29 protein-coding genes are annotated in these 26,438 nt (G+C 71.4%); 16 read left to right on the top strand and 13 right to left on the bottom strand.

Going from position 1 to position 26,438, the window contains the following annotated elements:
- Positions 1-315: 315 nt before the first annotated feature.
- Together atpB and eccB are read left to right on the top strand one after the other, a co-directional pair.
- Positions 316-1,041 carry a F0F1 ATP synthase subunit A gene (gene atpB, locus ACFO0B_RS16590; protein WP_378613362.1) on the top strand — a complete coding sequence of 242 codons (726 nt, stop codon included), beginning with the start codon at positions 316-318 and terminating at the stop codon, positions 1,039-1,041.
- 212 nt (positions 1,042-1,253) lie between these two features.
- A complete protein-coding gene (gene eccB, locus ACFO0B_RS16585; protein WP_378613361.1) occupies positions 1,254-2,735 on the top strand; it encodes a type VII secretion protein EccB in 1,482 nt (493 codons plus the stop codon).
- A gap of 85 nt (positions 2,736-2,820) precedes the next feature.
- On the opposite strand, the gene ACFO0B_RS16580 is transcribed toward eccB, so the two are convergent.
- From ACFO0B_RS16580 to ACFO0B_RS16570, 3 genes are all read right to left on the bottom strand, one after another.
- The gene (locus ACFO0B_RS16580; protein ID WP_378613360.1) at positions 2,821-3,555 is read right to left on the bottom strand and encodes an anti-sigma factor family protein; all 735 of its coding nucleotides are present in this window, start codon (positions 3,553-3,555) and stop codon (positions 2,821-2,823) included.
- Positions 3,552-4,142, bottom strand: a complete 591-nt coding sequence (locus ACFO0B_RS16575) for a sigma-70 family RNA polymerase sigma factor (protein ID WP_378613358.1) — start codon at positions 4,140-4,142, stop codon at positions 3,552-3,554. Before ACFO0B_RS16575 ends, ACFO0B_RS16580 begins: the two co-directional genes overlap by 4 nt.
- Before the next feature lie 64 nt (positions 4,143-4,206).
- On the bottom strand, positions 4,207-4,848 hold the full coding sequence (locus tag ACFO0B_RS16570; RefSeq protein ID WP_378613356.1) for a YqgE/AlgH family protein: 642 nt from the start codon (positions 4,846-4,848) through the stop codon (positions 4,207-4,209).
- A gap of 82 nt (positions 4,849-4,930) precedes the next feature.
- On the opposite strand from ACFO0B_RS16570, the gene ACFO0B_RS16565 reads away from it, so the two are divergent.
- Complete coding sequence (locus tag ACFO0B_RS16565) at positions 4,931-5,692, top strand: lysophospholipid acyltransferase family protein (protein ID WP_378613354.1); 762 nt, start codon at positions 4,931-4,933, stop codon at positions 5,690-5,692.
- Here the strand turns inward: ACFO0B_RS16565 and ACFO0B_RS16560 are convergent.
- Positions 5,689-5,997: a GNAT family N-acetyltransferase gene (locus ACFO0B_RS16560; RefSeq protein WP_233015160.1), complete on the bottom strand. Its 309-nt coding sequence runs from the start codon at positions 5,995-5,997 to the stop codon at positions 5,689-5,691. The two genes, ACFO0B_RS16565 and ACFO0B_RS16560, sit on opposite strands and share 4 nt — an antisense overlap.
- Positions 5,998-6,169: 172 nt before the next feature.
- Between ACFO0B_RS16560 and ACFO0B_RS16555 the strand changes: the two genes are divergently transcribed.
- Both ACFO0B_RS16555 and ACFO0B_RS16550 read left to right on the top strand, forming a co-directional pair.
- Positions 6,170-7,768, top strand: a complete 1,599-nt coding sequence (locus tag ACFO0B_RS16555; protein ID WP_378613353.1) for an alpha/beta fold hydrolase — start codon at positions 6,170-6,172, stop codon at positions 7,766-7,768.
- A gap of 62 nt (positions 7,769-7,830) precedes the next feature.
- Positions 7,831-9,000, top strand: a complete 1,170-nt coding sequence (locus ACFO0B_RS16550; RefSeq protein WP_378613352.1) for a glycerate kinase — start codon at positions 7,831-7,833, stop codon at positions 8,998-9,000.
- A gap of 121 nt (positions 9,001-9,121) precedes the next feature.
- Here ACFO0B_RS16550 and ACFO0B_RS16545 read toward each other — a convergent pair whose 3' ends face one another.
- A complete protein-coding gene (locus tag ACFO0B_RS16545; protein ID WP_378613826.1) occupies positions 9,122-9,448 on the bottom strand; it encodes a winged helix-turn-helix transcriptional regulator in 327 nt (108 codons plus the stop codon).
- Positions 9,449-9,625: 177 nt separating this feature from the next.
- Here ACFO0B_RS16545 and ACFO0B_RS16540 point away from each other — a divergent pair, with 177 nt between their 5' ends.
- Positions 9,626-10,492, top strand: coding sequence for an NAD(P)-dependent oxidoreductase (locus ACFO0B_RS16540; protein WP_378613351.1), 867 nt, complete (start codon positions 9,626-9,628; stop codon positions 10,490-10,492).
- 6 nt (positions 10,493-10,498) lie between these two features.
- On the opposite strand, the gene ACFO0B_RS16535 is transcribed toward ACFO0B_RS16540, so the two are convergent.
- The 3 genes from ACFO0B_RS16535 to ACFO0B_RS16525 are packed head-to-tail and all read right to left on the bottom strand — an operon-like array spanning position 10,499 to position 12,487.
- Positions 10,499-10,735 (bottom strand): helix-turn-helix transcriptional regulator, encoded by a 237-nt coding sequence (locus tag ACFO0B_RS16535; RefSeq protein ID WP_378613350.1) that lies wholly within the window; start codon positions 10,733-10,735, stop codon positions 10,499-10,501.
- The gene (locus ACFO0B_RS16530; protein ID WP_378613349.1) at positions 10,725-11,579 is read right to left on the bottom strand and encodes an ABC transporter permease; all 855 of its coding nucleotides are present in this window, start codon (positions 11,577-11,579) and stop codon (positions 10,725-10,727) included. Before ACFO0B_RS16530 ends, ACFO0B_RS16535 begins: the two co-directional genes overlap by 11 nt.
- On the bottom strand, positions 11,576-12,487 hold the full coding sequence (locus tag ACFO0B_RS16525) for an ABC transporter ATP-binding protein (protein WP_378613348.1): 912 nt from the start codon (positions 12,485-12,487) through the stop codon (positions 11,576-11,578). Before ACFO0B_RS16525 ends, ACFO0B_RS16530 begins: the two co-directional genes overlap by 4 nt.
- Positions 12,488-12,628: 141 nt before the next feature.
- Here ACFO0B_RS16525 and ACFO0B_RS16520 point away from each other — a divergent pair, with 141 nt between their 5' ends.
- Positions 12,629-13,432: an ArsR/SmtB family transcription factor gene (locus tag ACFO0B_RS16520; protein ID WP_378613347.1), complete on the top strand. Its 804-nt coding sequence runs from the start codon at positions 12,629-12,631 to the stop codon at positions 13,430-13,432.
- Positions 13,433-13,435: 3 nt separating this feature from the next.
- Here ACFO0B_RS16520 and ACFO0B_RS16515 read toward each other — a convergent pair whose 3' ends face one another.
- Both ACFO0B_RS16515 and ACFO0B_RS16510 read right to left on the bottom strand, forming a co-directional pair.
- Complete coding sequence (locus ACFO0B_RS16515; protein ID WP_378613346.1) at positions 13,436-13,591, bottom strand: hypothetical protein; 156 nt, start codon at positions 13,589-13,591, stop codon at positions 13,436-13,438.
- A complete protein-coding gene (locus ACFO0B_RS16510) occupies positions 13,588-14,256 on the bottom strand; it encodes a helix-turn-helix domain-containing protein (protein ID WP_378613345.1) in 669 nt (222 codons plus the stop codon). Before ACFO0B_RS16510 ends, ACFO0B_RS16515 begins: the two co-directional genes overlap by 4 nt.
- Before the next feature lie 350 nt (positions 14,257-14,606).
- Between ACFO0B_RS16510 and ACFO0B_RS16505 the strand changes: the two genes are divergently transcribed.
- Both ACFO0B_RS16505 and ACFO0B_RS16500 read left to right on the top strand, forming a co-directional pair.
- Positions 14,607-15,455: a glycosyltransferase family 2 protein gene (locus ACFO0B_RS16505; RefSeq protein WP_378613344.1), complete on the top strand. Its 849-nt coding sequence runs from the start codon at positions 14,607-14,609 to the stop codon at positions 15,453-15,455.
- Positions 15,456-15,498: 43 nt separating this feature from the next.
- Positions 15,499-15,966, top strand: coding sequence for a GNAT family N-acetyltransferase (locus ACFO0B_RS16500; protein WP_378613343.1), 468 nt, complete (start codon positions 15,499-15,501; stop codon positions 15,964-15,966).
- Positions 15,967-16,013: 47 nt separating this feature from the next.
- On the opposite strand, the gene ACFO0B_RS16495 is transcribed toward ACFO0B_RS16500, so the two are convergent.
- Positions 16,014-17,366, bottom strand: coding sequence for an ammonium transporter (locus ACFO0B_RS16495; RefSeq protein ID WP_378613342.1), 1,353 nt, complete (start codon positions 17,364-17,366; stop codon positions 16,014-16,016).
- A 272-nt stretch (positions 17,367-17,638) separates the two neighbouring features.
- On the opposite strand from ACFO0B_RS16495, the gene ACFO0B_RS16490 reads away from it, so the two are divergent.
- From ACFO0B_RS16490 to ACFO0B_RS16460, 7 genes are all read left to right on the top strand, one after another.
- The gene (locus ACFO0B_RS16490) at positions 17,639-18,826 is read left to right on the top strand and encodes an NAD(P)/FAD-dependent oxidoreductase (RefSeq protein WP_378613341.1); all 1,188 of its coding nucleotides are present in this window, start codon (positions 17,639-17,641) and stop codon (positions 18,824-18,826) included.
- A gap of 27 nt (positions 18,827-18,853) precedes the next feature.
- The gene (gene glnT / locus ACFO0B_RS16485) at positions 18,854-20,188 is read left to right on the top strand and encodes a type III glutamate--ammonia ligase (protein ID WP_378613340.1); all 1,335 of its coding nucleotides are present in this window, start codon (positions 18,854-18,856) and stop codon (positions 20,186-20,188) included.
- Between the two features lie 10 nt (positions 20,189-20,198).
- The gene (locus ACFO0B_RS16480; RefSeq protein WP_378613339.1) at positions 20,199-21,101 is read left to right on the top strand and encodes a class II glutamine amidotransferase; all 903 of its coding nucleotides are present in this window, start codon (positions 20,199-20,201) and stop codon (positions 21,099-21,101) included.
- The gene (locus tag ACFO0B_RS16475; protein WP_378613338.1) at positions 21,083-21,838 is read left to right on the top strand and encodes a GltB/FmdC/FwdC-like GXGXG domain-containing protein; all 756 of its coding nucleotides are present in this window, start codon (positions 21,083-21,085) and stop codon (positions 21,836-21,838) included. The genes ACFO0B_RS16480 and ACFO0B_RS16475 overlap by 19 nt, the downstream gene beginning before the upstream one ends.
- Before the next feature lie 11 nt (positions 21,839-21,849).
- Positions 21,850-23,163, top strand: coding sequence for an FMN-binding glutamate synthase family protein (locus ACFO0B_RS16470; RefSeq protein WP_378613337.1), 1,314 nt, complete (start codon positions 21,850-21,852; stop codon positions 23,161-23,163).
- A 118-nt stretch (positions 23,164-23,281) separates the two neighbouring features.
- Positions 23,282-24,535, top strand: a complete 1,254-nt coding sequence (locus ACFO0B_RS16465) for an allantoate amidohydrolase (protein ID WP_378613336.1) — start codon at positions 23,282-23,284, stop codon at positions 24,533-24,535.
- Between the two features lie 86 nt (positions 24,536-24,621).
- Positions 24,622-25,065, top strand: coding sequence for a nitroreductase family deazaflavin-dependent oxidoreductase (locus tag ACFO0B_RS16460; RefSeq protein WP_378613335.1), 444 nt, complete (start codon positions 24,622-24,624; stop codon positions 25,063-25,065).
- 1 nt (position 25,066) lies between these two features.
- Here the strand turns inward: ACFO0B_RS16460 and aroQ are convergent, their stop codons facing one another.
- Both aroQ and ACFO0B_RS16450 read right to left on the bottom strand, forming a co-directional pair.
- Positions 25,067-25,507, bottom strand: coding sequence for a type II 3-dehydroquinate dehydratase (aroQ, locus tag ACFO0B_RS16455; protein WP_378613334.1), 441 nt, complete (start codon positions 25,505-25,507; stop codon positions 25,067-25,069).
- Between the two features lie 24 nt (positions 25,508-25,531).
- A complete protein-coding gene (locus ACFO0B_RS16450) occupies positions 25,532-26,110 on the bottom strand; it encodes a hypothetical protein (protein WP_378613333.1) in 579 nt (192 codons plus the stop codon).
- Between the last annotated feature and the right edge of the window lie 328 nt (positions 26,111-26,438).

The raw sequence follows: 26,438 nt of genomic DNA, 5'->3' as shown, positions 1-26,438 counted from the left end.
TCATCCGCACCGGGCGCGGCTCGATCGTGGTCGGCAACGGCACTCGGGTACGGGGCGACCTGCGCGTGGATCGGTGTCGCGAACCGGCACCAACCCGAGCTCGAACCGTCGCAAGCGCGCAGCGCTAAGGCATCTTCGCCCGCGTGAGCCGGCGGCGGCGCCCATCACGACCGACTCCGTCTCCGCGTCGAGCGGTTCTTTATGGTATGAACATATAACTAAGATCTGTTCCATCGGGGGGAGAGAACGCTGAACACCATCGACCTCGCCGCGGAGTTCCACGCGCCGTCGCTGACCGACTTCTTTCCGCCAGCCGTGCTGTTCGAGGGCACTCCGTTCGAACTCGACCGGCTGATGCTCATCCGGCTGCTGATGACGGTGCTGCTGGTGGTGTTCATGCTGGCTGCCTTCCGTAATCCGCGCATCGTGCCGGGAAAGCTGCAGAACATCGCGGAAGCCGCGCTGGTGTTCGTCAAGGAGCAGATCGCCGACGAGGTGCTCGGAAAGGAGTCGGGCCGCAAGTACTTCCCACTGATCGCGACCATCTTCTTCACCGTGCTGTTCCTGAACTTCTCCGGCATCGTTCCCGGACTGAACATCTCGTCCAACGCGCGCATCGGCATGCCGCTGGTGCTCGCGGTGATCGCCTACGTCACCTTCAACTACGTCGGTATCCGCAAGTTCGGATTCTGGCGGTACATGCGCGGCAGCGTCGTCGTCTCGGACGTGCCGCCGTGGGCGCACGGCCTGCTGATCCCGATCGAATTCGTCTCGACGTTCATCCTGCGGCCGTTCACGCTCACCGTCCGGCTCATGGCCAACATGCTCGCCGGCCACATCATGCTGGTGCTCTTCTTCAGCGCCACCTGGTACTTCCTGTTCGACGCCACCGCCTGGATGAAGGTGTTCTCACCGTTCTCCCTGCTCGCCGGAGTCGCCTTCACTGCATTCGAATTGCTGGTCATCGGGTTGCAGGCTTACGTATTCGCGCTCCTGACCGCCGTGTACATCAGCGAGGCGAAACACGTGGACTCGCACTGAGTCCATTGCGTGCTGACAGCCACCCCGACAGGCGAGCGGGGTGGGCCAAACGCCGCCGCACTCCCGCCCTGGCCGGACCGGGCCAACCTTTGTCGCGCTTCGCCCACCGACGCCTTCTGGTCGTTCGCGGGAATCCCGGCTGGCCGTATCGAGTCCCGGTGGGAGCATTAGGGTAGTTCCGGAGTTGCACGCACAGGTCCGGGGGGAAGTTCATGCCGTCCAAGCCCACTACGCGCTGGCAGGTCAGTGGTTACCGCTTCCTGGTCCGGCGTATGGAGCATGCGCTCGTGCGCCGCGATGTCCGCATGCTGCACGATCCGATGAAGTCGCAGTCGCGGGCGTATGCGGTCGGGCTGGTGCTCGCTCTTGTGGTGTTGGCCGGGTGCGGTGTGCTGGCCCTGTTGCGCCCCCAGGACAAGGTGGGTAGTAACACCCTGCTCATCGGTAAGGAATCCGGCCAGGTCTACGTCGTGCTGGGTGACACCGTGCATCCCGCTCTGAATCTCGCTTCGGCTCGGCTCGCGCTCGGTGAGCCGGGCAAGGTCGTCATCGTGAAGGAGGCCGAGGTCGCGAAGAAGCCGCGCGGTCAGCTGATCGGTATCCCGGGTGCGCCGTCGGCCCTGAACTTCGATGCCAAGGGCAGCGGGCATGCCTGGACGGTGTGCGATCAGCTCACCATGGACGGGTCGAAGTCGGTCACCAGCACGGTGATCGCCGGTGACCCCGTCCTCGAGGAGAAGACGGCGGCGCTGCCTGCGGGGCGGGCGCTGCTGGTGCAGGGCTCCGATTCGGCCTATCTGGTCTACGACAATCAGCGTGCCCGGGTCGATATGGCCGATCGGGCGGTGACCGATGCGCTCGGGATCCGCGGCGCTACCCCGCAGCCCATCAGCGATGGCCTGCTCAACGCCATTCCGGAGGTCCCGCCGCTCATCCCGCCGAGCATCGCCGACCTCGGGGGCAGCCCGGCCAAGCCGGTCGAGGAGCACCGCATCGGGGACGTCGTCTACGTCGCTTCCGAATCCCAGAACTACGTGGTGCTGCGGGCGGGGTTGCAGGCGATCTCCCCGCTGACCGCCGAGATCATCCGCAACTCCAACCCCGCCGCGAGGACCGCCGACATCAGCTCCTACGTCCGCACCCAGGCCGACATCACCGGCGAGCTGGCCGTGCAGCACTATCCGGCCGCGGCGCCGGTCATCGTCGAGGTCAAGGACCATGCGGTGCGCTGCCTGTCCTGGCGTCCGCTGCCCACCTCGTCCACCGCGGACGCCGACGGCACCCGCACCGCCGAGCTCACCCTGCTCACCGGACGCATGCTCCCGATCCCGGACAGCGCCCGGCCCGTGCAGCTGGCCCAGGCCGACGCGCAGCCGGGCAAGGTCGCCCAGTTCTACACCCGCCCCGGCAGCGGAATGCTGATCCAGCCAACCGGCATCGAGACCGACAGCCAACGCCGGGACGCGGCGCTCTACCTCGCCGACACCGGCGTCCGCTACGGCATCACCGACGCCGACGCGCAGAAGGCCCTCGGCATGGACTCGGGCACCGCCACTCCCGAGCGTGCCCCCTGGGCCATCGTCGGCCTGCTCCCCGGTGGTCCCGCTCTCGGCCGCGAAGAGGCTCTCGTCGCCCATGACGGCGTCGCGCCCGACAACGCGCCCGACAAGCAGTTGGTGCAATCCGCCAAATAGGCGGCGGAGCCCTCCGCTGCGGCTCGGCAGGCACAGCGCGCATGCCCGGGAACGGAGAACCCGTTCCCGGGCCGGGCGGGTTCGCTCAGACCGTGCCGAGGAGCACCGTGTCCCCGGTGGCGGCGGAGGTGATCTCCACGCTGCGGACGCGGTCGGGGGTGGTGGGGACGGTGCGTTCCAGGGTCACCACGTCGCCGGGGCCGGCCGGCCACTGGCCGAGGTTCCAGCGGGTGCCGTCGACGCCGGTGGCGACGAGGCCGAACTCCCAGGCGTAGCCGGCACCTGCGCCGGCGTAGCTGCAGGTCATCTCGATGCGGGTGCGGTCGCCGTCGGCCACGACCCGGAAATCGGCCGAGACCGGGCTGGCGCGCAGCGGCTCCATCGCCCGCTCGGCGAAGACCTGTTCGGTGCCGGTCGGGTCCGGGTTCGAGGTCACCGTGGCGACAACGGGGATCGCGATGGCGACGGCAGCCGCCGCGGCGGCGAGCGCGGCGCCCGCGGAGACCCAGCGGGAGCGGCGGCGCTGCCGTTCGCTCGCCGCGGCGAGGCGGGGGAGCAGGTCGGCCGGTGGTTCGGGCTGATCGGGCACGGTGACCGGAACGATCGGATCGTTCGGCGCACGGCCCGCACCGAGCCCGAGCGCCGTTTCGGCACCGACCAACCCGAGCAACCCGGGCATCCCGGCCAGCTCGGCCACGGCATCGCGGCACCGCGCGCACTGCTCCAGATGCTCCTCGAACTCCAACCGTTCGGCCCGGGTGAGCGACCCGAGCACGTAGGGGGCGTCCCACGTCGTGTAGTCGTCGACAATGTCGGTCATCGGTTCGTCACCCCCATTTCCTGCAGCGTGAGACGTAGGGCCCGCATGCCGTAGTGCATCCGGGATTTCACCGTCCCGGGAGGGATACCCAGTTCCTCCGCGATCTGGTGGGTCGAGAGCCCGCGATAGTAGGCGCGCACGATCACCTCGCGGTGGTCGGCGCCGAGTTTGGCCAGCGCCTCCGCGACCAGCCAGCCGTCGAGTGCGCGGTCGGAGTGGTCGGGCGTTGCCTGCTCGGGCGGGGCGTCGGTGCGGAATTCGCGGCGGTTGCGGGCGCTGCGGTGTTCATCCACGGCGAGGTTCCTCGCCACGGTGAAGAGCCAGGCTCTGGCCGAATGGGTCGATTGGTCGAGCACCGCCGGGCGCTGCCAGGCGCGCAGCAGCGTCTCCTGGACGATGTCCTCGGCCCGCCCCGCGTCCCGGACCAGGCCGAGCGTGTAGCGCCAGAGCACCGTCGCGTGGTCGCGGTAGAGGACGGCCATGAGTGCGGCTCGGTCGGTGGATGCGATGGCGGCTGCGGCCCACGGCGCGTTCTCCGGGTGGGTTGGGGGCGGGTTCGAGGCCGCCGGGGTTTCCGGTGCGTCCATCGGCTCACCGGAGCGGGGGGTTGGTCACGGGGGTTGTCCTCCTCTGTCGAGGAGTTACACGAGGCTAGTTGCGTTCCAGTTCGATCGGGTGCGAGGCGAGCAGCGAGAGCGGGAGCGGCTGCCTGCGCAGCACCTGGGCCCAGAGGTCGGGGCGGCCGGGGGCGATGGGGTCGGCGGGGAGCGCGGAGACCACGTACCAGTCGTGGTTGTCCAGCTCGCCCTCCAGCTGGCCGAAGGTCCAGCCCGCGTAGCCGGCGAAGATCCGGGCGCCCTCGATCAGCGGCCCGATCTCGGCGGGGTCGGCGTCCAGGTCGACGAGCACCACGCGGCCGTCGACGCGGCGCAGGCCGTTCACCCCGGCGATCGAGACCCCTACCCGGACGGTCGCGACGCAGAGCGCGGCGTCCCGCTTGACCGGCCCGCCGACGAAGAGCGTCTGCGGCACGGAGACCACCTCGCTCCAGCGCGGGAGCACGTCGTGCACCGCGGTGTCGCTCGGCCGGTTCAGGACGACGCCGAGGCTGCCCGCCTCGTTGTGCTCGATGACGTAGATGACGGTGCGCCGGAAGGTCGGCTCCGCGAGGTCGATGGCGGAGACCAGCAGACTGCCCGCCCGCACGACGGACTCGCCCGGCCGGTGATCGCGGCGACCGTGGTCGCCGTGCCCGCGGGTCCTGCGATCGTCGGGGTCGTCTGCGCGTGCCACCCGGACATCATCGCAGTTGCAGCCCCGATGCGCTTGCCCTCCGCGGTGGGAAAGCGGCCGCTCGGCGTCGTAGAGTCGTGCCATGCGACCGCCCGAGGTGCTCCTCGACGACTTCGACACCGTCTACGACTTCTACCGCGATCACCGGCAGAACCGGGCGAAGGCGTTGGCGGCGTACGCCTTTCTGGCCCGCCGGTTCCGGCCGCGGGTGCACTTCGCCGACGGCGCGCCGGAGGCGGTGCAGGCCCTGGTCCGCTCGGGGCGGCCGCTGCTGATCGCGGTGAACCATCTCTCCAGGCACGACCCTTACACGGTGGCGGCGGCGGCCTGGCGCAGCCCGCTGCGCCGGCTCATCGGGCGGGTCAGGGTGCTGGCCAAGGACGAGCTCTTCGTCGATCCCAAGCTGCGCAAGCAGGTCGACATGATGGGCGCCATCCCGGTGTTCCGCGGCAAGGATCACGGCCTCAGGGCGGTGAACGCCGCAGGTCAGCGCATGATGGACTGCTGCGCGGAGCGGCTCGCGCGCGGCGACCACCTCGCGGTGTTCCCGGAGGGCACCTGCAATGTGGTCGACCCGACCCGGGTGCAGCCGGTGGGCAGCGGGATCGGGCACATCGCCTTCCGCGCGCAGAAGCTCGGCGCCGCGCCCGCCCTGCTCAGCCTGGCGCTGAGCTACGGTCCGCGGCCGGGCGACGGCACCGAGCCGTCGAAGCAGGAGGTGGTCGGCTCGTCCTTCTACTTCGGGCACCCGGTGACCGAACTGCCGGCCCGGCCCGCCGAGATCTCCCGGCTGGTCCGCGCCGAGCTGCAGGTCGCGCTGGACGGGGCCGTCGCCGCCTACTAGAGCGGTAGCCCGAACTGGCTGCGGGCCCAGCTCGGCACCGCGGCCACGTGCTCGGCTCGGCTCTCGATATAGCGGTTGACCTGCGGACACATCGGCAGCACCTCGAAACCCTGCGCCCTGGTGGTGCGCAGCGCGGACTCGAAGAGCGTGGCGGCGTGGCCGCGGTCGGGACTGGCGTAGATCTCGGAGCGGACGAAGGCGCGCTCGGCGGCGGTGTCCTGGTACGCGACGTGCCCGGCGAGAGTTCCGTCGATGTAGAGCTCGAACCGCTCCAGGGCAGTATTGGTGCGGACCTCGATCGCCATGGCTCGACGCTACTCGGTGCGGGGCGCGATCGCGCGCTCGAATCCGCCTCGCGGAGCGCCCATCCCCACGGTGGACTTGTCGAACGCGGTTCCGCCGCACAGAATGCTTGTGGCCCGCCGCCCGGTACCTGAGCTCGGGGCGGCCGCGGCGCGGGCCCGGGAGGGACGGAAGATGACGAGCGCACAGCGCGCGGCCGGGCTGGCCGCGCTCCTGGTTGCCGGACTGCTCGGTGCGGCCACGGCGGCCCCTGCCCTGCTCGCGCCCGCCGCGGCGGCGCCCGCGGTGGCTTTCGGCGACTGCCCGGAGGGGGCGGTTCCCGCAGGTCGCGGCGTGCAGTGCGCGGTGGTCGACGTCCCGATGAACCACGCCGATCCGGATGGCGCGACGATCGAGCTGACGGTGAGCCGGATCCCGGCCGATGGCAGCTCGCGCGGGGTCATCGCCGCCAACCCGGGTGGTCCGGGCGCGGATGCGCTGGACTACTGGGCCCGCCGGATCGATACCTTTCCCGCCGCGCTGAAACAGTACGACCGGATCGCCGTGCAGCCGCGCGGCATGCGCTGGTCCACCCCCCTGGACTGCGCGGTCAAGCCGACCGGGGCTGAGCCCGCGCCTGCCGGCGTCAAGGAAATCGCGCTGCGCCCCCGCGACGACATGCGCGCCACCTGCGAGGCGGCGCTGCCCGGGTACCTGGACACCATCACCACCGAGAGCACCGCGCGCGACCTGGACGCGGTGCGCTCCGCGCTCGGCGTCGAGCGGCTCGACTACCTCGGCACCTCGTACGGCACCTACCTCGGCGCCGTCTACGCGACGCTCTTCCCCGAGCACACCGGCCGGATGGTGCTCGACTCCAACGTGAACCCGGGCTGGGTGTGGACCGAGGAGTTCGCCCAGCAGCAGGTGGCGGGCAAGCAGCGGCTGGACGACCTGTTCGCCTGGATCGCCGAGCACGACGGCGAGTACGGCCTCGGCAACACCCCGCTGCAGGTCTACCGGAACTGGGTGCGGCTCGTCGCCGACCAGGGCGGCGGCTGGTACGCCAACCTGACCCCGCCGCCCGCCGCCGTCTCCGACCTGCCCGGCGCGCTGCCGGAGCCGCTCGCCGAGATCGCCCGCGACGGCTTCAACGGCAGCGTCGAGCAGATCGGCAAGGTGCAGAACCTGACCCGCACGCTGGTCGCGGGCGGCACCTCGGCGCAGGTTCCGCTGCTCGGCGCCACCACCGTCGCCACCTACACCCGCGCGTTCTGGCCGAACTTCGCCCGCGCCATGTCCGACGCCAACGCCGACCCGCGCAATATCGGCAAACTGCTGGCGCTGGAGGGCGCGAGCAGCTCCGACCCGACCGGCCAGGTGGTCTTCACCGCCATCACCTGCAACGAGAACGCGGTCGAGCCGCGGCTGGAGCTGATCGCCGTCGCGGCGGGCACCATCGCCTCCGGCGGCAGCGCCATGGAGGCGCGCGCCAACCTGGTCCGTGCCGGGATGAACTGCGGGTCGTGGCGGCCGGTGGCGAAGCCGGTCGCGGTGGACGGCGCCGCGCTGCGCACCCCGCCGCTGCTGCTGCAGAGCCGCTACGACGCGCTCACCGCCTACGAGGGCGGTCCGGCGCTGGCCCGGGCGGTGCACGGGAAGCTGATCGTCGTCGACGGCGGTGACCACGGCACCTTCGGCCGCGGCAACGGCACCGTCGACGGCGCGGTGGTGCGCTACCTGGAGACCGGCGAGGTCGGCATCGATCGGGCCGAACAGGCCCCGCTGCCGTAGCGCTGCACGTGCATCCGGGTGCCCGAGGTGCGCGCACCGGCGCCGGGTTCCACAATGGGTCGATGACACGGGAGCCGAGTCAACGGGTGGTTCTCGCCCCGGACAAGTTCAAGGGGTCGGCGAGTGCGCCCGAGGTCGCCGACGCGCTGGCGACCGGGGTGGTGCGGGCGGTGCCAGCGGCCCGGATCCACCGGGTGCCGGTGGCCGACGGCGGTGACGGCACCGTCGATGCCTTCGTGACCGCGGGCTGGCGGCGGGTCGAGCTGATCGCGCCGGGGCCGACCGGGGCCGCCACGCCCACCTCCTACGCCGTGCGCGGCGACACCGCCGTGGTGGAACTGGCCGCGGTGGTCGGCGCGGCCAAGCTCCCCGCCGGGCGGTTCGATCCGCTCGGCGCGGGCACCGACGGGCTCGGCACGGTGCTCACGCACGCGCTGGAATCCGGTGCGCGGCACCTGGTGCTCGGGCTCGGCGGCAGTGCCTCCTCGGACGGCGGCGCCGGGCTGCTGCGCGGGCTCGGCGCCCGGATCCTCGACGCCAGGGGCTCGGAGGTACCGCCGGGCGGCGCGGCGCTCGCCGACGCGGCCCGGCTGGACGCGGGCGGGTTGCACCCGCTGCTGCGCCGGGCTCGGCTGACGCTCGCCTGCGACGTGGACAATCCGCTGCTCGGGCCCGCGGGCGCGGTGGCGGTGTACGGGCCGCAGAAGGGGGCGGGGCCGGCGGAGCTCGCGATTCTGGAGGCGGCGCTGGGGAACTGGGCCCGGGTGGTCGGGGAGGCGTTCCCGGTGGAGCGGTACGGCGATGCCACCGAGCGGCCCGGCGCCGGTGCTGCCGGTGGGACCGGGTTCGGGGTGCTCGGCGCGCTGGCGGTGCTGATGCCGGTGACGGTGCGCAGCGGAATCGACGTGGTGCTGGAGCTGCTCGGCTTCGCCGACCTGGTCAACGGTGCGGCGCTCGTCGTCACCGGGGAGGGGTCGTTCGACGAGCAGAGCCTGCGGGGGAAGGCGCCGCTCGGCGTGCTCGCCGCCGCGACTGCCGCCGGGGTGCCCTGCGTCGTCACCCCCGGCCGTTCGCTGCTCACCCCCGAGCAGGTGCGCGAGGCGGGGTTCGCGGGGTGTCACCCGCTCACCGACCTGGAATCGGATCCGGCCCGCTGCATGGCTCGGGCCCGGCCCCTGCTGGTCCGTGTGGGAGAGCGGATCGCCGAGCAATATCTACGCGCGAGGGTTTGACGGCCCGCCTCCGGCGGGCGGGTTCGCGGCCCCGGGAAGTCTCGCCGCCGAGCGCTCGAGACCCGCGGCTGCGCCGCATGCGCTTTCGAGCACTCGGCGACGGGGGCTCGTGAGGGCTGAGTCAGACTCCGGCGAACGAATCGTCGAGTTCGCACCGCGCGACGTGCTCGCGGTGCCGATCACCCCACTCCTCGAGCGGAAGCAGCGCGACCCGGAGCGACTCGCCGAGGTCGGTGAGCGAGTACTCCACGCGCGGCGGCACCTCGGGGAACACCTCGCGGTGCACGACCCCCGCCGCCTCCAGGTGCCGCAGGTTCTCGGTGAGCACCTTCTCGCTCACCCCGTCCAGCTTGCGCCGGATCTCGCCGAACCGGCGCGGCCCCGCGCCGAGCACCCACATGAGGTGCATGCGCCACTTGCCGCCGACCACATCGATGGCGACCGACATTCCGCAGACCTCGTGATCCACGTCACCGCTGGTGTCCACCGCCGCCTCCTGACCAGGTCACGTACCCGCGGGTGGGGTAGCCCCGCCCCGACGTTCGCTCTTGTCGATGCTACCGGCCGCGACCAGCATCGGAACCGGCGCCGAACTTCCCGACAGACCAGCGAAAGGCCAGCGAGAATGTCTCAGAACACGTCGGTGACGGTGATCGGTCTCGGTCCGATGGGCCGCGCCATGGTGCGCGCCTTCCTCGCGGCGGGCACCGCGGTGACGGTGTGGAACCGCAGCCGCGGCAGGGTGGACGAGATGGCCGCGCTCGGCGCCACCGCCGCGGATTCGGCGGCGGCGGCGCTCGCCGCGAACGAGGTCGCCGTGCTCAGCCTCACCGACTACCCCGCCATGTACGACGTGCTCGGCCCGGCCACCGCGGCGCTGGCCGGCCGCACCATCGTGAACCTCTCCTCCGACTCGCCGGAGAACACCAGGCGCGGCGGTGCCTGGGTGCGCGGGCACGGCGCCGAATTCCTCTCCGGCGGCGTCATGTCCGCCGGTGACGACATCGCGCACCCGGCCTCGTACATCTTCTACGGCGGCCCGGCCGAGGTCTTCGAACGACACCGCGAGCTGCTCCGCCCGCTCAGCCCACCGGAGTACCTCGGCCCTGACGACGGCGTGGCGCAGCTCTTCTACCAGGCGCTGCTGGTCACCTTCCACCCGTGGCTGCTCGCCTTCGACCAGGCGCTGGCGGTGATCGAGCGCAGCGGGCACGACATCGACCGCTTCCTGCCCTACGCGCAGCGCTCGGCAGGCGCCTACCCGGCGTTCATGGCGGATTCGGTGGCGGCCGCGAAAGCCGGTGCCGGGTACGACGAATCGATGTACCGGATGATGATCGCCGGTGCGCGGCACATCATCGACGCCAGCGCGGACGCCGGGGTGGACGCGGCGCTCTCGCGCGCATCGCTGGCGTGGTGGCAGCGCGGCTCGGCCGCGTCGAAGGCCGCCGGCCGCCCGGTCTCGGTGCTGGAGCTGATGCGCGGATCCTGAACCGGCTCAGCCGGTCTCGCTGCCGATCCGCGGGAAGGGGGCCGTGGCGAACACCACCTCGACGGCCACCTCGAAGTACGTCGCGATCCGCAGCGCCAGGTGCAGGCTCGGGCTGTACTCGCCGCGCTCCAGGTACCCGACGGTCTGGTAGTGCACGCCGAGCGCCTCGGCCAGCTGCCGCCGGGAGACCCCGCGCTCGGCGCGCAGCATGGCGATCCGGTTGTAGATGACCTCAGTAGGCACGCTGCAGCGCCTTCTCGCGCCGGGCCGCGACGCTCGACCCGGACTCCCGGCGCGCCATCCGGCGCAGGAAGGGTGGCGCGAGCACCAGCCCGAGCGCCGCCCAGAAGCCGAGCACGACGATGGTTTCCAGGTGCCGCCAGGACTCGCCGAGCTCCACCGCGGCGGCCGAGTCCGGGAGCATGGCGGCGCGGGTGCCGAGCCCCATCCAGTAGACCGGGAACGCCTGCGCGATCGCCTGCAGCCAGCCGGGCAGCGCGGTGATCGGGTAGAAGATGCCGGAGATCGCCACCAGCCCCATGATCGGCAGTGAGAGATAGCCGAGGTTGCGCGGGCTGGTGAAGAGCGATCCGAGCGCCGCGCCGAGCGGCAGCGTGGCCAGCAGCCCGAGCGCGGTGATGGCGGCGAGCGCGAGCCAGCGGTCCGGGGTGCCGAAGCCGAGGCCGTCGCCGATCAGCGCGAGCCCGCCGAGCAGCACCGGAAGCGCGGGGAGCACCGCGAGCACGGCGGCGGCGACGATCTTGCCGGTGAGGTACCCGGCCATGCCGTTCGGCGTCGCCTTGGCGCGCAGCAGCGTGCCGTCCTCGCGGTCGGTGGCGAGCAACCCCGCGATCCCGAAGAGCGCGTTGAAGACGATGAGCAGGCCGAACAGGCTCGGCAGGGCGAGCGCGCCGAGCCCGATCCCGCTGGACTGGAAGGTGGCATCGCGCATGAAGAACAGTGTGATCAGCGCGGAGAGCGGATAGATCGCCAGCCCGAACAGATCCTGGCCGCTGGTCAGCGCCTGCCTGGTCTCGATGACGCCGCGGCGCAGCCCGGTGCGCACCGCGACGAGTACCGGGTTCATCGGGTCACCTCCGTGAGCGAGCGCACGTCGGCCGCGCCGGATTCGGAGCGTCGCACCAGCGTCATGTACGTGTCCTCCAGTGAGGCGCGGCGCACCTCGAGTTCCCTGATCTCGCCGCCGTGCTGGCGGAAGAGGTCGTGCACGAACTCGGTGGACTCCACCGCGGTGTGCACGAAGCGCTCACCGCCGCGGGTCCAGCTGATCTCCGCGGCGCCCGCGACGCTGCGGGAGAGCGCGTCCGCCGAGCCGTCGGCGACGATCCGGCCGCCGGCCAGGATCAGGATGCGGTCGGCGAGCTTCTCCGCCTCGTCCAGGTCGTGCGTGGTGAGCAGGACGGTGGTGCGGAGTTCATCGGTGAGCCGGTGCACCAGGTCGTGGAATTCGCGCCTGGCCTCCGGGTCGAAGCCCGCGGTCGGCTCGTCCAGGAAGAGCAGCTCCGGCCTGCCGACGATGCCGATCGCGACGTCGAGCCTGCGCCGCTGCCCGCCGGAGAGCGTCAGCACCTTGCGGTCCGCGTGCGCCGAGAGCCCGACGACCTTGAGCAGCTCGTCCGGGTGCCACGGCCGCTCCCGCTCCGGCGTGGAGTACGGGGCGTAGTAGCGGCCCAGGTTCTCCAGCAGCTCGCGCACCCGCCACCTGCTGTGATCGCGCCAGGACTGCAGCACCACCCCGACCCGGGCGCGCCACGCCTCGGTTCCCTGCTCCGGATCGAGCCCGAGCACCGACACCCGGCCCGCCGAGCGCTGCCGGAACCCCTCCAGGATCTCGATGGTGGTGGTCTTTCCCGCACCGTTCGGGCCGAGCAGTACCAGCACCTCCCCCTCGCGCACCTGGAACGTCACGTCCCGCAGGACGTCGCGATCGCCGTAGCGCATGCGCAGTTCTTCGACGTCGATCACGACGCTCATCGGCACCTCCCCATAGCTTGTCGGCCTCATTATGTAGCAGGAGTACTACATATCGACAGGGATTTGCTGCCATTGACAGGCAGCTATTCAGCTGCCTATTGTCGAACATGCAGCCGCGAGGCTGCCTATCGGGAGGATGGTATGGAGCAGGACGACGCGGTCTTCCGCGCACTCGCCGATCCCACCCGCCGCCGGTTGCTCGACTCGCTGCGCGCCGCCGACGGGCTGACCCTGCGCGAGCTCTGCGCGGGGCTGGACATGGCGCGGCAGTCGGTGAGCAAACACCTCGCGGTGCTGGAGGCGGCGAACCTGGTCGCCACCAGGCGGCGCGGCAGGGAGAAGCTGCACCACCTCAACGCCGCCCCGCTCGACGCCATCACCGAACGCTGGATCGACCGCTACCACCGCGGGCGCGTACGCGTGCTCGCCGACCTCAAAACCGCCCTGGAGGCCCCGATGACCACGACCGACACCGCCTTCGTCTACACCACCTACATCCGCACCACCCCCGAGCGGCTCTGGCAGGCGCTCACCGACCCCGCCTTCACCAGCCGCTACTGGGGCGCCACCTTCGACACCGACTGGCAGCCCGGCTCCACCATGCGCTGGTCGCTCGGCGGGTGGTCGCACGCCGACGAGGGGCAGGTCGTGGTGCGAGCCGAGCCCTACACAGTGCTCTCCTTCACCTGGCACACCATCGACGCCGATTTCGCCGCCGAGGTCGAGCTGCCCGCCGACGACCTCCCGCGCTGGGCGGCCGACCCGCGCTCCACCGTCACCTTCGAGCTGGAGCAGCAGGGCGAGGTGGTGAAGCTGACCGTGGTGCACGACGGCTTCGCGCCGGGCAGCCCGGTACTCGACGGCATCCAGGGCGGCTGGCCCAGCATCATCTCCGGCCTCAAGTCGCTGCTGGAGACCGGCGAGGAGCTGCACATTCCGCAGTGACACTCAGTGCGCGGGCTGCAGCCCGACCACCCCGCCCACGATCATCACCAGGAACAGCGCCTTCGCGACCGAGGCGGACTCGGCGCCGGTGAGCATGGCGTAGGCGACGGTGAGCAGAAGCACGCTCCCCGGGAGGGCCGAGCCGAGTGCGGTGCTCATCGTTCGACGTGGTTGTCCGGGTAGGCGGTGATCGCCAGGAAGCGGATCGGCAGGCGGACCAGTTCGTTCGGGCCGTGCGGGCCCTCGCCGTCGAGGAGCAGTGAATCGCCCGGTCGCAGGGTGTATTCCGAATCGCCGTGGCCGTAGACCATGACGCCCTCCAGCATGTAGAGCAGCTCGGTGCCCGCGTGCTGGAAGAGCGGGAAGGTCTCGCTGGCCTCGGTGAGCGTCACCAGCACCGGCTCCAGCCGCTTGTGCTGGCCGCGTAACGCGCCGAGCAGCTCGTAGTGGTGGCCGACCCTGGTCCCCCGGCCGACGATCACCGCCCCGCTGCCCGCGCGGGTGTAGACCGCCTCGCGGGTCGCGTCGGCGCCGCGGAACAGCGACGTCACCGGTACGTCCAGCCCCTTGGCCAGCCCCGCGAGCGTGCCGAGGCTGCACGAGGTCTGCGCGTTCTCGATCTTCGACAGCATGGCCTTGGAGATCCCGGCCTTGGCGGCCAGCTCCACCACCGACATGCTGCCTGCCAGCCGCAGGCTCCGCACCTGCCGCCCGATCACCTGCTCCAGCCCCGCCGCCGTCGGCACGTCGCGCGCTATCTCGCGGTCCACCGGAGCCGGATCACCGGTGTCGCGGTGCTCCTGGTGCCGGGCCGATTCGCGCATGGGGGAAGTTTAGAGGTCGGGGCGGTGCCGACGCGGGACGGTCACCCTCCGCCCGCCCCGGTTCCAGGTCATTCAGCGAAGGCAGTGATCGGTACTGCGTTGGAATGATTGCTAAAGCGTATAACTCCGCGTATACATAGGAAATCGGGGGATTCAGCCCATCCGGCCGATCGTCGAACCAGCTGATTCGACCTGTGCTGCATCCCCACTCGGCCGACCCCCGTTTTTCGAGGGCGTGCCGAACCGGTGCCGCCATTCCAGAATGGCCTGACGCCGTCGCTCGGCGAACACATCTGTCGTGACTCGATACGCACCACCACTCTGCGCCACCGACCCGGAGGTAGGTCTCGATGCCCGATCAGCACTCCGTTCGACTGTCCGTCGTCATCCCGGTGCTCGATGAAGCGGAGGTCATCGAGCGCACGCTGCTATGTCTGGTCGAGCAGGATGCCGTCGACGAAGTGATCGTCGTCGACAACGGCAGCCGGGACGGAACCCCGGAGATCGTGCGAGAATTCGCCGCACGACACCCAGGCGTCGAGCTGATCTACGAATCCGTTCCCGGCATCGCGCCCGCCAGGAACGCGGGATTCGACAAGGCCGGTGGCGACATCCTGGCCCGCACCGATGCCGACACCCTCGTCGACCCCGACTGGGCCGCCACCATCATCGACTTCCTCACCGAGCACCCGGAAACGGCGGCGGTGACCGGAATCTGCACCTACCACGACTCGCCGGTCGGCTTCATGCTGAAGTTCGGCCAGTGGATCCTGCTTCGCCGCGGCAAACTCGGCGGCCCGGTCGGAAACATGTACGGGCCCAATATGGCTGTGCGCCGGGAAGCATGGGAACAGATCCGGGAGAACGTGCAGGCCCGCGCCGACGTGGCGGAAGACCTCGACATGGCGCTGTGCCTGTTCGCCGCGCAGCGCCGGATCGACCAGGTGCCGCAGATGCGCGCCCGCACCTCGGCCCGGCGCCGGCGGACCAGCCCGCGGAAGCACTGGCAGTTCCACCTGATCGGGCTCCGCACCATCCGGGATCACGGATACCCCGTGCGCCCGGTGCACCGAGCCATGATCGTGGCCGCGTGGTTGTCGCACACGGTGCAGTGGCCGCTCTACCGCTTCTGGGATTTCGAGCGCAAGCGGTTCAGCTTCCGTCCGGGTTCGGCCCGGGTCTCCGCCGTCGGCGACTGAGGCCGCGCCACCACTTCTGTCGCCGTCCGTACCTGGCGAGGCAGTGCCGGGAAGGGACCCGCTGATTCCCCTGATCACCTCGGTTCCCGCCGGCGGCGACGAGGTCGCGGGCCGGGATTTCGTGCGGCGGCAGCACCGCCGTGCCGCGACCGGGCCGGGGTGGTCGTTCGCGATCGCGGATGCCGACACCGATATCGCGGTGGGGCAGATCGGGCTGTGGCGCCGCGACATCGCGCACGGGCGGGCGTCGATCGGCTACTGGATCGAGAGCGGGCATCGCGGGAAGGGTTATGCGGGTGGGGCACTGCGCCTGCTCGCGGACTGGGGTGCGGCACTCGACGAGGTCTCGCGGCTCGAGCTGTACGTCGAACCGTGGAACGAGGGTTCGTGGCGCACTGCGGAGTCCGTCGGATTCCGGCGCGAAGGTCTGCTCCGCCGGTGGCTGAAGATCGACGGCACCCCGCGGGACATGTACATGTACGCCCGCCTGCCGGACCCCGGACAGCAGTGAGCCGCACCGCGTCGGCACGCGGTGCGGCTCACTGTTCTCCGTGAAACCTAGGTGGTGGCCGGAGCCGCCGCTTTCTCGGTGATCACCTCGGCGGTGACGACAGCCGCTCCCGGCTCGACCTTCCCCTCGGCGAGCTCGATGCTCTCCAGGAAGTACGCGCTCTCCCGGTGCACGACCACGTCGACCCCCTCGGTCTCGGCGTCGGCGGGAACGCGCAGCCCCATCGTCAGATCCATCACCTTGGCGATGAGCCAGGTGACCGTGAAGGAGTAGGCGAGGACCGCGAGGACCGCGACCGTCTGCTTGCCGAGCGTTCCGAACCCGCCGCCGTAGAAGAGGCCGGTGGCGCCGGAGGGCGCGGCCGGGTCGGCGAGCAGGCCGATGAGGATGGTGCCGATGACGCCGCCGACGAGGTGGATGCCGACCACGTCGAGCGAATCATCGAGCCCGAAGCGGAACTTCATGGTGATCGCGAGGCAGCAGACGGCGCCGCAGACCGCGCCGACCGCCAGCGCGCCCATCGGGGAGACCGCGCCGCAGGCGGGGGTGATGCCGACCAGCGCGGCGATCAGCCCGGAGCTGGCGCCGAGCGAGGTGGCGTGGCCGTGCCGCAGCTTCTCCACCACGAGCCAGGCGCAGATGCCGGCACAGGCGGCGGCGAGCGTGTTCAGCGCGACGACGGCGGCGCTGTTGCCCGCGGCAAGCGCGGAGCCGGCGTTGAAGCCGAACCAGCCGAAGAACAGGATGCCCGCGCCGAGCATGGTGAGCGGCAGGCTGTGCGGCCGGGGTGCGTGCGGGAAGATGGCCCGCTTGCCGATGACCAGGATCAGCGCGAGCGCGGCGATACCGGCGTTGACGTGCACCGCGGTACCGCCCGCGAAGTCGACGGCCTGCAGCGAGTTGGCGATCCAGCCGCCCTGGACCGAGCCGTCGGCGGAGTCGAAGGCGAAGACCCAGTGCGCCACCGGGAAGTACACCAGCGTGGCCCAGAGCCCGGCGAAGAGCATCCAGGAACCGAACTTCATCCGGTCCGCGACGGCGCCCGCGATGAGCGCCACCGTGATGGCGGCGAAGAGCAGCTGGAATGCCGAGAAGAGCGCCGGTGGCAATCCCGGCTCGGCCGGTGCCTCCAGGAGTTTCGACGATCCCAGGTACTCCAGCGGGTTGCCGATCAGGCGCAGGCCGCCCACCGAGTCGCCGAAGGCGACGGAGTAGCCGAACACGATCCACAGCACGCCGACCACGGCCAGCGCGCCGAAGACCATCATCGCCATGTTCAGCGTGCTGCGGACGCTCACCATGCCGCCGTAGAACAGCGCCAGGCCCGCGACCATCAGGGCCACCGCCGTGAATGCGGCGAGAATCCAGGCGGTATTGGCCGCCGCCAGGGCTTCTGTCATTGAACTCACCTACGTCCGTCGTGCCGGATGCTTGCGGCCGCAGTCAGTGCGGTTGAACAGCAGTAAACGCCGCGGAATGTTGCGAACAATCGACCCGTGGTGAACCACGAGTTAATCCCTGCCCGATTCGGGCGGTTCCAGACGGTTACCCGCACGCGCGAGCACGCGCGTGGCGCAACGCGTTCGTAACAGCGGGGCGACTCCGCCGTCACCATCCAATAGTTTCATGTGATTACACAGTGACTCACTACATGAGATTCGAGGACGGGTTCATGGGTGCTACCGCCGAGTACCTGATCGTCGGGGGCGGGCTGGAGGGGCTGGCCATCGCCTGGTCGCTCGCCGACCGCGGCGTCACCGACGTGCTGGTGCTGGAGCGGGCGACGCTCTGCTCCGGCATGACCGGCAAGTCCAGCGGCGTGGTGCGCTGCCACTACGGGGTGCCGTCGCTGGCCGCGATGTCCTGGTACGGGGTCGCGGTATTCGGCGATGCCGAGGCGATCCTCGGCGACGACCTCGGTTTCCGCCGCTGCGGCTACGTGGTCGGGGTGGGCCCGGACAACGTCGATCCACTGAAGGCCAATGTGGCCATGCAGCAACAGCTCGGCATCGATGTCGACTTCATCGGCCACGACGAGATGGCCGAGCTCTGGCCGGGGCTGCGGCTGGACGACTTCGCCGCATTCGCCTACGAGCCGCTCGGCGGCCGCGGCGAGGCGTACCTGACCGGCATGGCCTACGCCGCCGCGGCGCGCGGGCTCGGCGTCCGGATCCGGCAGGGCACCGAGGTCGCCGAGCTGCTGCGCGACGGCGACACCGTCACCGGCGTGCGCACCACCGCGGGCGAGACCATCGCGGCGGGCACCGTGATCCTGGCCGCCGGGCCCTGGGTGCCCGCGCTGGCCGCGCCGCTCGGCCTCGACGTGCCGGTCCGCGCGCAACGCGCCGAGCTGGTCCTGGTCGACCAGGGCGAGCCGACCCCCGAGGTACCGGTCCTCTCCGACCTCGCGAGCCTGCAGTACCTGTGCCGTGAGCCGAACGGCGAACTCCTCGCGGGCAACAGCGACCACACGGAGGTCGAGTACCTGGACCCGGACGACTATCTCGACCGCGCCGCCGACAGCACCGTCGAGCAGGTGATCGGCAAGCTGGACCACCGGCTGCCCGCCATGCCGGACCCGCGGGTCACCGGCAGCTACGCCGGCGCCTACGACGTCACCCCGGACTACAACCCGATCATCGGCCCCGCGCCGCTGCCCGGCCTCTTCCTGGCCACCGGGTTCTCCGGGCACGGCTTCAAGATCTCGCCCGCCGTCGGGCGGCTCGCCGCCGAGCTCCTGCTGGACGGGGCGACCACGCTGCCGAACGTCGACCCCGCCGATTTCCGCTTCAGCCGCTTCGCCGACGGCGCGCCGCTCATCAGCCCGCACCCGTACCTCGGCGCAGGCGAGATGCGCTGATCCCCCCACCTTCCCAGGAGCACCCGCATGTCCGACACCGCCACCGTTTCCACCCTCCCGACCAGCACGCCGCCGCTGCGCGAGCTGGCCGCCGAGTCCGGCACCACCTTCGTGCTCGCGCTCTTCACCACGCTCTCCGGAAAGCCCTGCGCCAAGCTGGTTCCGGTGCAGGCGATCGACCAGCTCGAACGGGACGGCGTCGGCTTCGCCGGGTACGCCGCCGGCATGATGGGGCAGGAGCCGCGCGACCCCGACCTGGTCGCGGTGCCGGACCCGGCCTCGTTCACCCCGATCCCGTTCGTCCGGCCCGGGCTGGCGCTGGTGCACTGCACCCCGCACGTCGAGGGCGAGGCGTGGCCGTTCGCCCCGCGGGTGATCCTGCAACGCACGCTGGCCCGCGCCGCGGCCATGGGGTACGCGGTGAACGTCGGCGCGGAGATCGAGTACTTTTTGGTCGACCGGGCGAGCGGCAAGCTGACCACGGCGGACGCCGCCGACGTCAGCGCCCGGCCCTGCTACGACGCCCGCGACGTCACCCGGATGTACGACCACCTGACCGAGATCTCCACGGCGATGAACGCGCTCGGCTGGGGCAACTACGCCAGCGACCACGAGGACGGCAACGGCCAGTTCGAGCAGAACTTCGACTACGCCGACGCCATGACCACCGCCGATCGGGTGATCACCGCCCGCTACCTGCTCTCGGTGATCGCCGAGAAGCGGGGCATGACGGCGACTTTCATGCCGAAGCCGTTCACCGACCGGACCGGCTCCGGCATGCACCTGCACCTGTCGCTGTGGCGCGGGGACACCGCGCTCTTTCCCGGCACCGACCCGCAGGGGCTCGGGCTCTCGCCGCTGGCCTACTCGTTCGTCGCAGGCATCCTCGACCACGCCTGCGCGCTGCAGGGCGTCATCGCGCCGACGGTGAACTCCTACAAGCGCACCGGCGCCACCTCGACCGCCAGCGGCGCCACCTGGTCACCCCGGCGCGCCACCTACGGCGGCAACGACCGCACGCACTTCCTCCGGGTGCCGGACGGCAACCGGGTCGAGCTGCGCGGCGCGGACGGCTCGGCCAACCCGTACCTGGCCGCGGCCGCCACCATCGCCGCCGGGCTGGACGGGGTCGAGCGCGCGGCGCACCCGGGCCCGCTCGGTGCGGGCGCCGCCGCCGACCTGCCGATGACGCTGGTACACGCCATGGACGCACTGGAGGCCGACCCGGTGCTCACCGCCGCGCTCGACGTGGCCGGGCCCGGCGTCGCCGCCTACTTCGCGCAGGCCAAGCGCGAGGAGTTCTTCGCCTGGCACAACACGGTCTCGGACTGGGAGATCGACCACTACCTCACCGCCTTCTGAGAGGAGCGCCATGTGCGGAATCGTCGGGCTTCACCTGCGTGATGCCACCCTCTGCCCCCGGCTGGGCGAGCTGCTCACCGGAATGCTCGACCAGATGTGCGACCGCGGGCCGGACTCGGCCGGGATGGCGGTCTACGGCGACCCGGTCTGGTCGCCGCCGGGGCACACCACCGTCTCGGTGCTGGACAGCCCGCTGCCCGCCGCGGAACTCGCGGCGTCGCTGAGCGCGGCGACGGGCGCGCCGATCGAGGCGCACGACCTGGATCCCACCGTCGTACTGCACGGCCCGGTGGCGCACGAACCGCTGGTCGCGGCGGTGCGCGCCGCCGTGCCCGCGGCCAGGGTGATCGGCTTCGGCTCGGAACTGACCGTGCTCAAGGGCGTCGGGAACCCGACCGAGCTGGCGCACCGCTTCGGGCTGCCCGCTGCCCAGGGGTGGCAGGGCGTGGCACACACCAGGATGGCGACCGAGTCGGCGGTCACCGCGGAGGGGTCGCACCCGTTCTCGGTGGGGCCGGGGCAGTGCCTGGTGCACAACGGGTCGTTCAGCAACCACATGAGCATCAGGCACGAGCTGCGGCGCGCGGGCGTCGAGTTCGACAGCGAGAACGACACCGAGGTCGGGGCGCGGTTCGTGGCGCAGCAGCTGGCCGCGGGCGCTGACCTGGAGAAGGCGCTGCTGCTGCTCAACGAGGTCTTCGACGGCTTCTACACGCTGCTCGTCTCGACCGCGGACTCCTTCGCGGTGGTGCGCGACGCCATCTCCTGCAAGCCGGCGATCGTCGCGGAGACCGATCGCTGGGTGGCGATGGCGTCGGAGTACCGCGCCCTCGCCGAGCTGCCCGGCGTCGCCGACGCCCGGATCTTCGAACCCGAACCGGAAGAGGTGTACCTATGGCGCCGACCGCAGTGAGCCGAGAAGCTCCGACCCGAGCGGGGAGCGGCGTTGCCATCGACGCGACGGCAGCGGGGGAGCACGCCACCGTCGACGCGACGGCCGCGGGCGTGCGGGCGGTGAATGCGCTGCTGGCCGCACCGGAGCGCCCGGCCGCGCTGACCATCACCGACCCGCGCGGGGCGCACGCCATCGCCTGCGGGCTGGACGCCGACATCGAGGTCACCATCGAGGGCCACGTCGGCTACTACTGCGCCGGGATGAATCAGCGCGCCACCGTCACCGTGCGGGGCAGCGCGGGCGTCGGGGTGGCGGAGAACATGATGTCCGGCACCGTGCGGGTCGAGGGCGACGCCTCGCAGTCGGCGGGCGCGACCGCGCACGGCGGGCTGCTGGTGATCGAGGGCAATGCCGGTGCGCGCTGCGGCATCTCGATGAAGGGCGTCGATATCGTCGTGGGGGGCGATATCGGGCACATGAGCGCCTTCATGGGGCAGGCGGGCAGGCTGGTCGTGCTCGGCGACGCCGGGGAGGCGCTCGGCGATTCGCTCTACGAGGCCCGGATCTACGTGCGCGGCCGGGTGGCCTCGCTCGGCGCCGACTGCGTGCGCAAGGAGCTGCGGCCGGAGCACCTGGCCGAGCTGGCCGAGTTGCTCGCCGCCGCCGGCTTCGATGCCGACCCGGCCGAGTTCACCCGCTACGGCTCGGCCCGCGAGCTCTACCACTTCCACGTCGACAACGCGAACGCGTACTGAGGAGGCCACCGATGACCGGAACCCTGCCGAGGGAATCCGCCACCTTCGATCGCGGCGTGATCGCCGAGATCCAGCGCGCGGCCGAGACCGGCATCTACGACATCCGCGGCTGGGGCGCCAAGCGCAGGCTCCCGCACTTCGACGACCTCGTCCTGCTCGGCGCCTCCATGTCGCGCTACCCGCTCGAGGGGTACCGGGAGCGCTGCGGCACCGATGTGGTGCTCGGCGACCGCAACGCGAAACACCCGCTGCACCTCGACATCCCGATCACGATCGCGGGCATGAGCTTCGGTGCGCTCTCCGGCCAGGCCAAGGAGGCGCTCGGCCGCGGTGCGAGCGCCATGGGCACCTCGACCACCACCGGCGACGGCGGCATGACCCCCGAGGAGCGCGGGCAGTCGAAAAACCTCGTCTACCAATACCTTCCCTCCCGCTACGGGATGAACCCGGATGACCTGCGGCAGGCCGACGCTATCGAGATCGTGCTCGGCCAGGGGGCCAAGCCGGGCGGCGGCGGCATGCTGCTCGGGCAGAAGATCACCGAGCGGGTGGCCGGGATGCGCACCCTGCCCCGTGGCATCGACCAGCGCAGCGCGTGCAGGCACCCGGACTGGACCGGGCCGGACGACCTGGCCATCAAGATCCTGGAGCTGCGCGAGATCACGCAGTGGGAGAAGCCGATCTACATCAAGGTCGGCGCGAGCCGCACCTACTACGACGTCAAGCTCGCGGTGAAGGCCGGGGCGGACGTGGTCGTGGTGGACGGGATGCAGGGCGGGACCGCCGCCACCCAGGAGGTCTTCATCGAGCACGTCGGGATCCCGACGCTGGCGGCGATCCCGCAGGCGGCGCAGGCGCTGCAGGAGCTCGGGGTGCACCGGAAGGTGCAGCTCATCGTCTCCGGCGGGATCCGCACCGGCGCCGACGTGGCCAAGGCGATGGCGCTCGGCGCGGACGCGGTCGCCATCGGCACCGCGGCGCTCATCGCGCTCGGCGACAACAGCCCGCGCTACGCCGCCGAGTACGCCGCGCTCGGCAGCGCCGCCGGGAGCTACGACGACTTCCAGGAGGGCCGGGATCCGGCGGGCATCACCACCCAGGATCCCGAACTCGCCGCCCGGCTCGACCCGGTCGAGGGCGGCAGGCGGCTCGCCAATTACCTGCGGGTGCTGACCATGGAGGCGCAGACCCTCGCCCGCGCCTGCGGGAAGTCGCACCTGCGCAACCTGGAGCCGGAGGATCTGGTCGCGCTCACCGTCGAGGCGTCGGCGATGGCCCGCGTGCCGCTCGCGGGCACCTCCTGGATCCCCGGAGCGGTGGGGTGACAGGGGCCGTGTCGCCCGCCGGGTCCGCGCAGCGGCCGTTCGTGCGCCACGCGGGCGGTGGTGCCCGCGGCGCCGGCAGCGAAGGATTCGATCTCCGCCCTGCGGTCGGGGCACCTCGATGACGGGGCTGTTCGCGACGGATGCCGCCGCGCGGGCGTTCGATCCGCTGTGGGACGAGATCCTGGCCGTCGGGCGCGACCCGGGCACCGGTGGGTATCGGCGGTTCGCCTGGGCGGACGCGGATCTCACGCTGCGCGAGTGGTTCACCGGCTGCGCGGCGGCGCGCGGCATGGACGTGGAGATCGACCGCAACGGCAACCTCTGGGCCTGGTGGCTCCCCCCGGGTTGGACCGGAGAACCGGAGAACGCCTTCGTCACCGGCTCGCACCTGGATTCGGTGCCGGACGGCGGCGCCTTCGACGGCCCGCTCGGCGTGGTCTCCGCCTTCGCCGCGGTCGATCTGGTGCGCGCACGGGGCATCACCCCGCGCGTGCCGGTCGCGGTCACCTGCTTCGTGGACGAGGAGGGTGCGCGCTTCGGCGTCGCCTGCATCGGCTCCCAGCTCAGCGCGGGCGCGCTCGCCCCGGAGCGCGCCCTGCGGCTGCGCGACGGCGACGGCGTCACCCTGGCCGAAGCGTTGCGCGCAGCGGGCCGCGACCCGGCCGCGCTCGGCCCGGACCCGCTGCTGGCGAAGCGGATCGGCGTCTTCGTCGAACTGCACGTCGAGCAGGGCCGCGCCCTCGACCTGGTGGACCGCCCGATCGCCCTCGCCTCCTCGATCTGGCCGCACGGCCGCTGGGAGTTCACCTTCAGCGGCGAGGCGAACCACGCGGGCGCCACCCGCCTGGTCGACCGCCGCGACCCCATGCTCACCTTCGCCACCGCCGTGCACGCCGCCCGCGGCACCGCGGAGAAGCACCGCGCCGTCGCCACCTTCGGCAAGGTGCTGGTCGCCCCGAACGGCACCAATGCCATCCCCTCCGCGGTGCGCGCCTGGCTGGACGCCCGCGCCGCCGACGAGGCCACGCTGACCGCCCTGGTCGCCGAGATCGAGACGCTGGCCGGCAAAGCCGCCGCCGAGGGTGGCATCGGCTTCGCGAGCGAGGCCGAATCGCGCTCGCCCATCGTGGAATTCCCGCCGGAGCCGCGCGCGAAGCTCAGCGCCGCGCTCGCACACCTCGGCGACGTCCCGGTGATCCCCACCGCCGCGGGCCACGACGCCGGGGTACTGGCCGAGCGGGTGCCGACCGCCATGCTCTTCGTCCGCAACCCGACCGGCGTCTCGCACTCCCCGCACGAGTTCGCCGAGGCGGTGGACTGCCACCGGGGCGCGGCGGCGCTGGCGGAGGTGATGGCGGCCTGGGTGCGCTGAAAAACAGAGAGCACTGCTCTTGACTCGGCGATGCGATCCGTGGAACACTTCTCTCAACAGAGAGCAGTGCTCACAGAGGAGAGATCATGAACGCCGAGTCCCGCTACCTCGCCCCCGCAGGCGGCGACACCGTCTTCAACCGGATCGTGCGCAAGCTCGCGCAGTGGGGCATCAGCCTGGCCGGGTCCAGGGAGCTCGCCGTGCGCGGCCGGAAGAGCGGCGAGTGGCGCACCGTCCCGGTGAACCCGATGGAGTTCGACGGCGCGCGCTACCTGGTCTCCCCGCGCGGCCACACCCAGTGGGTGCGCAATCTGCGCGTGGCAGGCGGCGGCGAGCTGCGGCTCGGCCGCAGGGTGCAGCCGTTCACCGCGGTCGAGGTGCCCGACCCGGAGAAGACCCCGCTGCTGCGCGAGTACCTGCGGCGCTGGGGCTGGGAGGTCGGCCGCTTCTTCGACGGTATCGACAAGAACGCCACCGACGAGCAGCTGGCCGGGATCGCGCCCGGCTTCCCGGTCTTCCGGCTGAACTGACTCAGCCGCGCCGGATCAGGAACTCGACGGCCGCCGCGTAGCCGAAGACGCCCATCCCGGCGACCACCGCCGTCGCGATCGGCGAGACGTAGGAGTGGTGCCGGAACTCCTCGCGGGCGTGCACGTTGCTGATGTGCACCTCCACGATCGGCAGCTCCGGGATCGCCAGCGCGTCGCGCAGCGCCACCGAGGTGTGCGTGAGCCCGCCCGGGTTGATCACGATGCCGGACTCCACGCCGCGCGCGGCGTGGATCCGATCGATCAGCGCGCCCTCGGAGTTGGACTGGAAGGCCGTGATCTCGCGGCCGTACCGCTCAGCCGTGCTCCGGCAGAGCGCCACCACGTCGTCGAGGGTGTCCGAGCCGTACACCTCCGGCTGCCTGGTGCCGAGCATGTTCAGGTTCGGGCCGTTGAGCACCAGGATCGGGCCGGGAGCTGACATGCGGGTCACCCTACCGGCCCGCGGTCAGAGATCTTTCGGGCCTTCGGCGCGCAGGTCGTCGACGGTCTTCATCGCCGCGCGCAGCTCTTCCAGCCAGGACTCGGCGTGCTCGCCCGCCAGCCGGACCGTCCAGGCCAGTGCATCCGACCGCGACCGCGCGACCCCGGCGTCGACCAGCGTGTCCAGCACCTTGCGCTCCGGCTGCCGCAGCCGGGTCATCACCGGCACCGCGAGGTGGGTGAAGAGGATCCGCTCGCCGTCCACCGTGATGCCCCAGGCGACATTGCGCCGGTAGCGGTGCTGTGCCTCCTCCGCGATCCGCATCCGCGCCGAGCGGGTGCCCTCGCGGAACCGCGCGACCGCGCCCTCCTTCGTCGCGGCCGGGATCGGCTCGCCGTCGCCGGGCTGTTCGCCGGGCGGGGTGAGCCGGAGCTCGCCGACCACCACGATCTCGTCCCGGTCGATCTCCAGCGCCGGAGCGCCGACGAACCACTCCTCTGGCAACCTTCCGGCGAACCAGTCGGCGGCATCCGCCGCGTCGGGCAGGTCGGCCTGCTGCCAACCGCCGGGTCTGCCGAATCCGCGTCGCTGTCCGTGTCCCATGACGTCACCTGCCTGTCACTCGTCTTGCAGTGATTACAAGATTACGTCGCTACGGCTCTTACCGGTTGCGCTCAGCGTGAACACGCCCGGGATCCATCCGAATCGCCGAAGCGGGCGGTTGGTGGCCCGCCCGCCCGGCGGGGCCGGTACGGTAGCGGCGCCGGTTGTCTCGACAGCGCCGGGCGGAGGTCATGATCGGCCCCCGGTTCGCCGGGTTGGGGCACAATGAAGGTGCTGAGCATGCGTGGCGTCCCCGGTGCTCCAGGTGTCGCCGGTGGAGACTGGTCGGATACGGTTGTCTTGTTGCTGAAGTGACAAGAGTGAAGAG

This window comes from Nocardia jiangsuensis (assembly GCF_042650385.1).
GTDB lineage: Bacteria > Actinomycetota > Actinomycetes > Mycobacteriales > Mycobacteriaceae > Nocardia > Nocardia jiangsuensis.
This window is presented reverse-complemented; position numbering and strand designations above follow the sequence as displayed.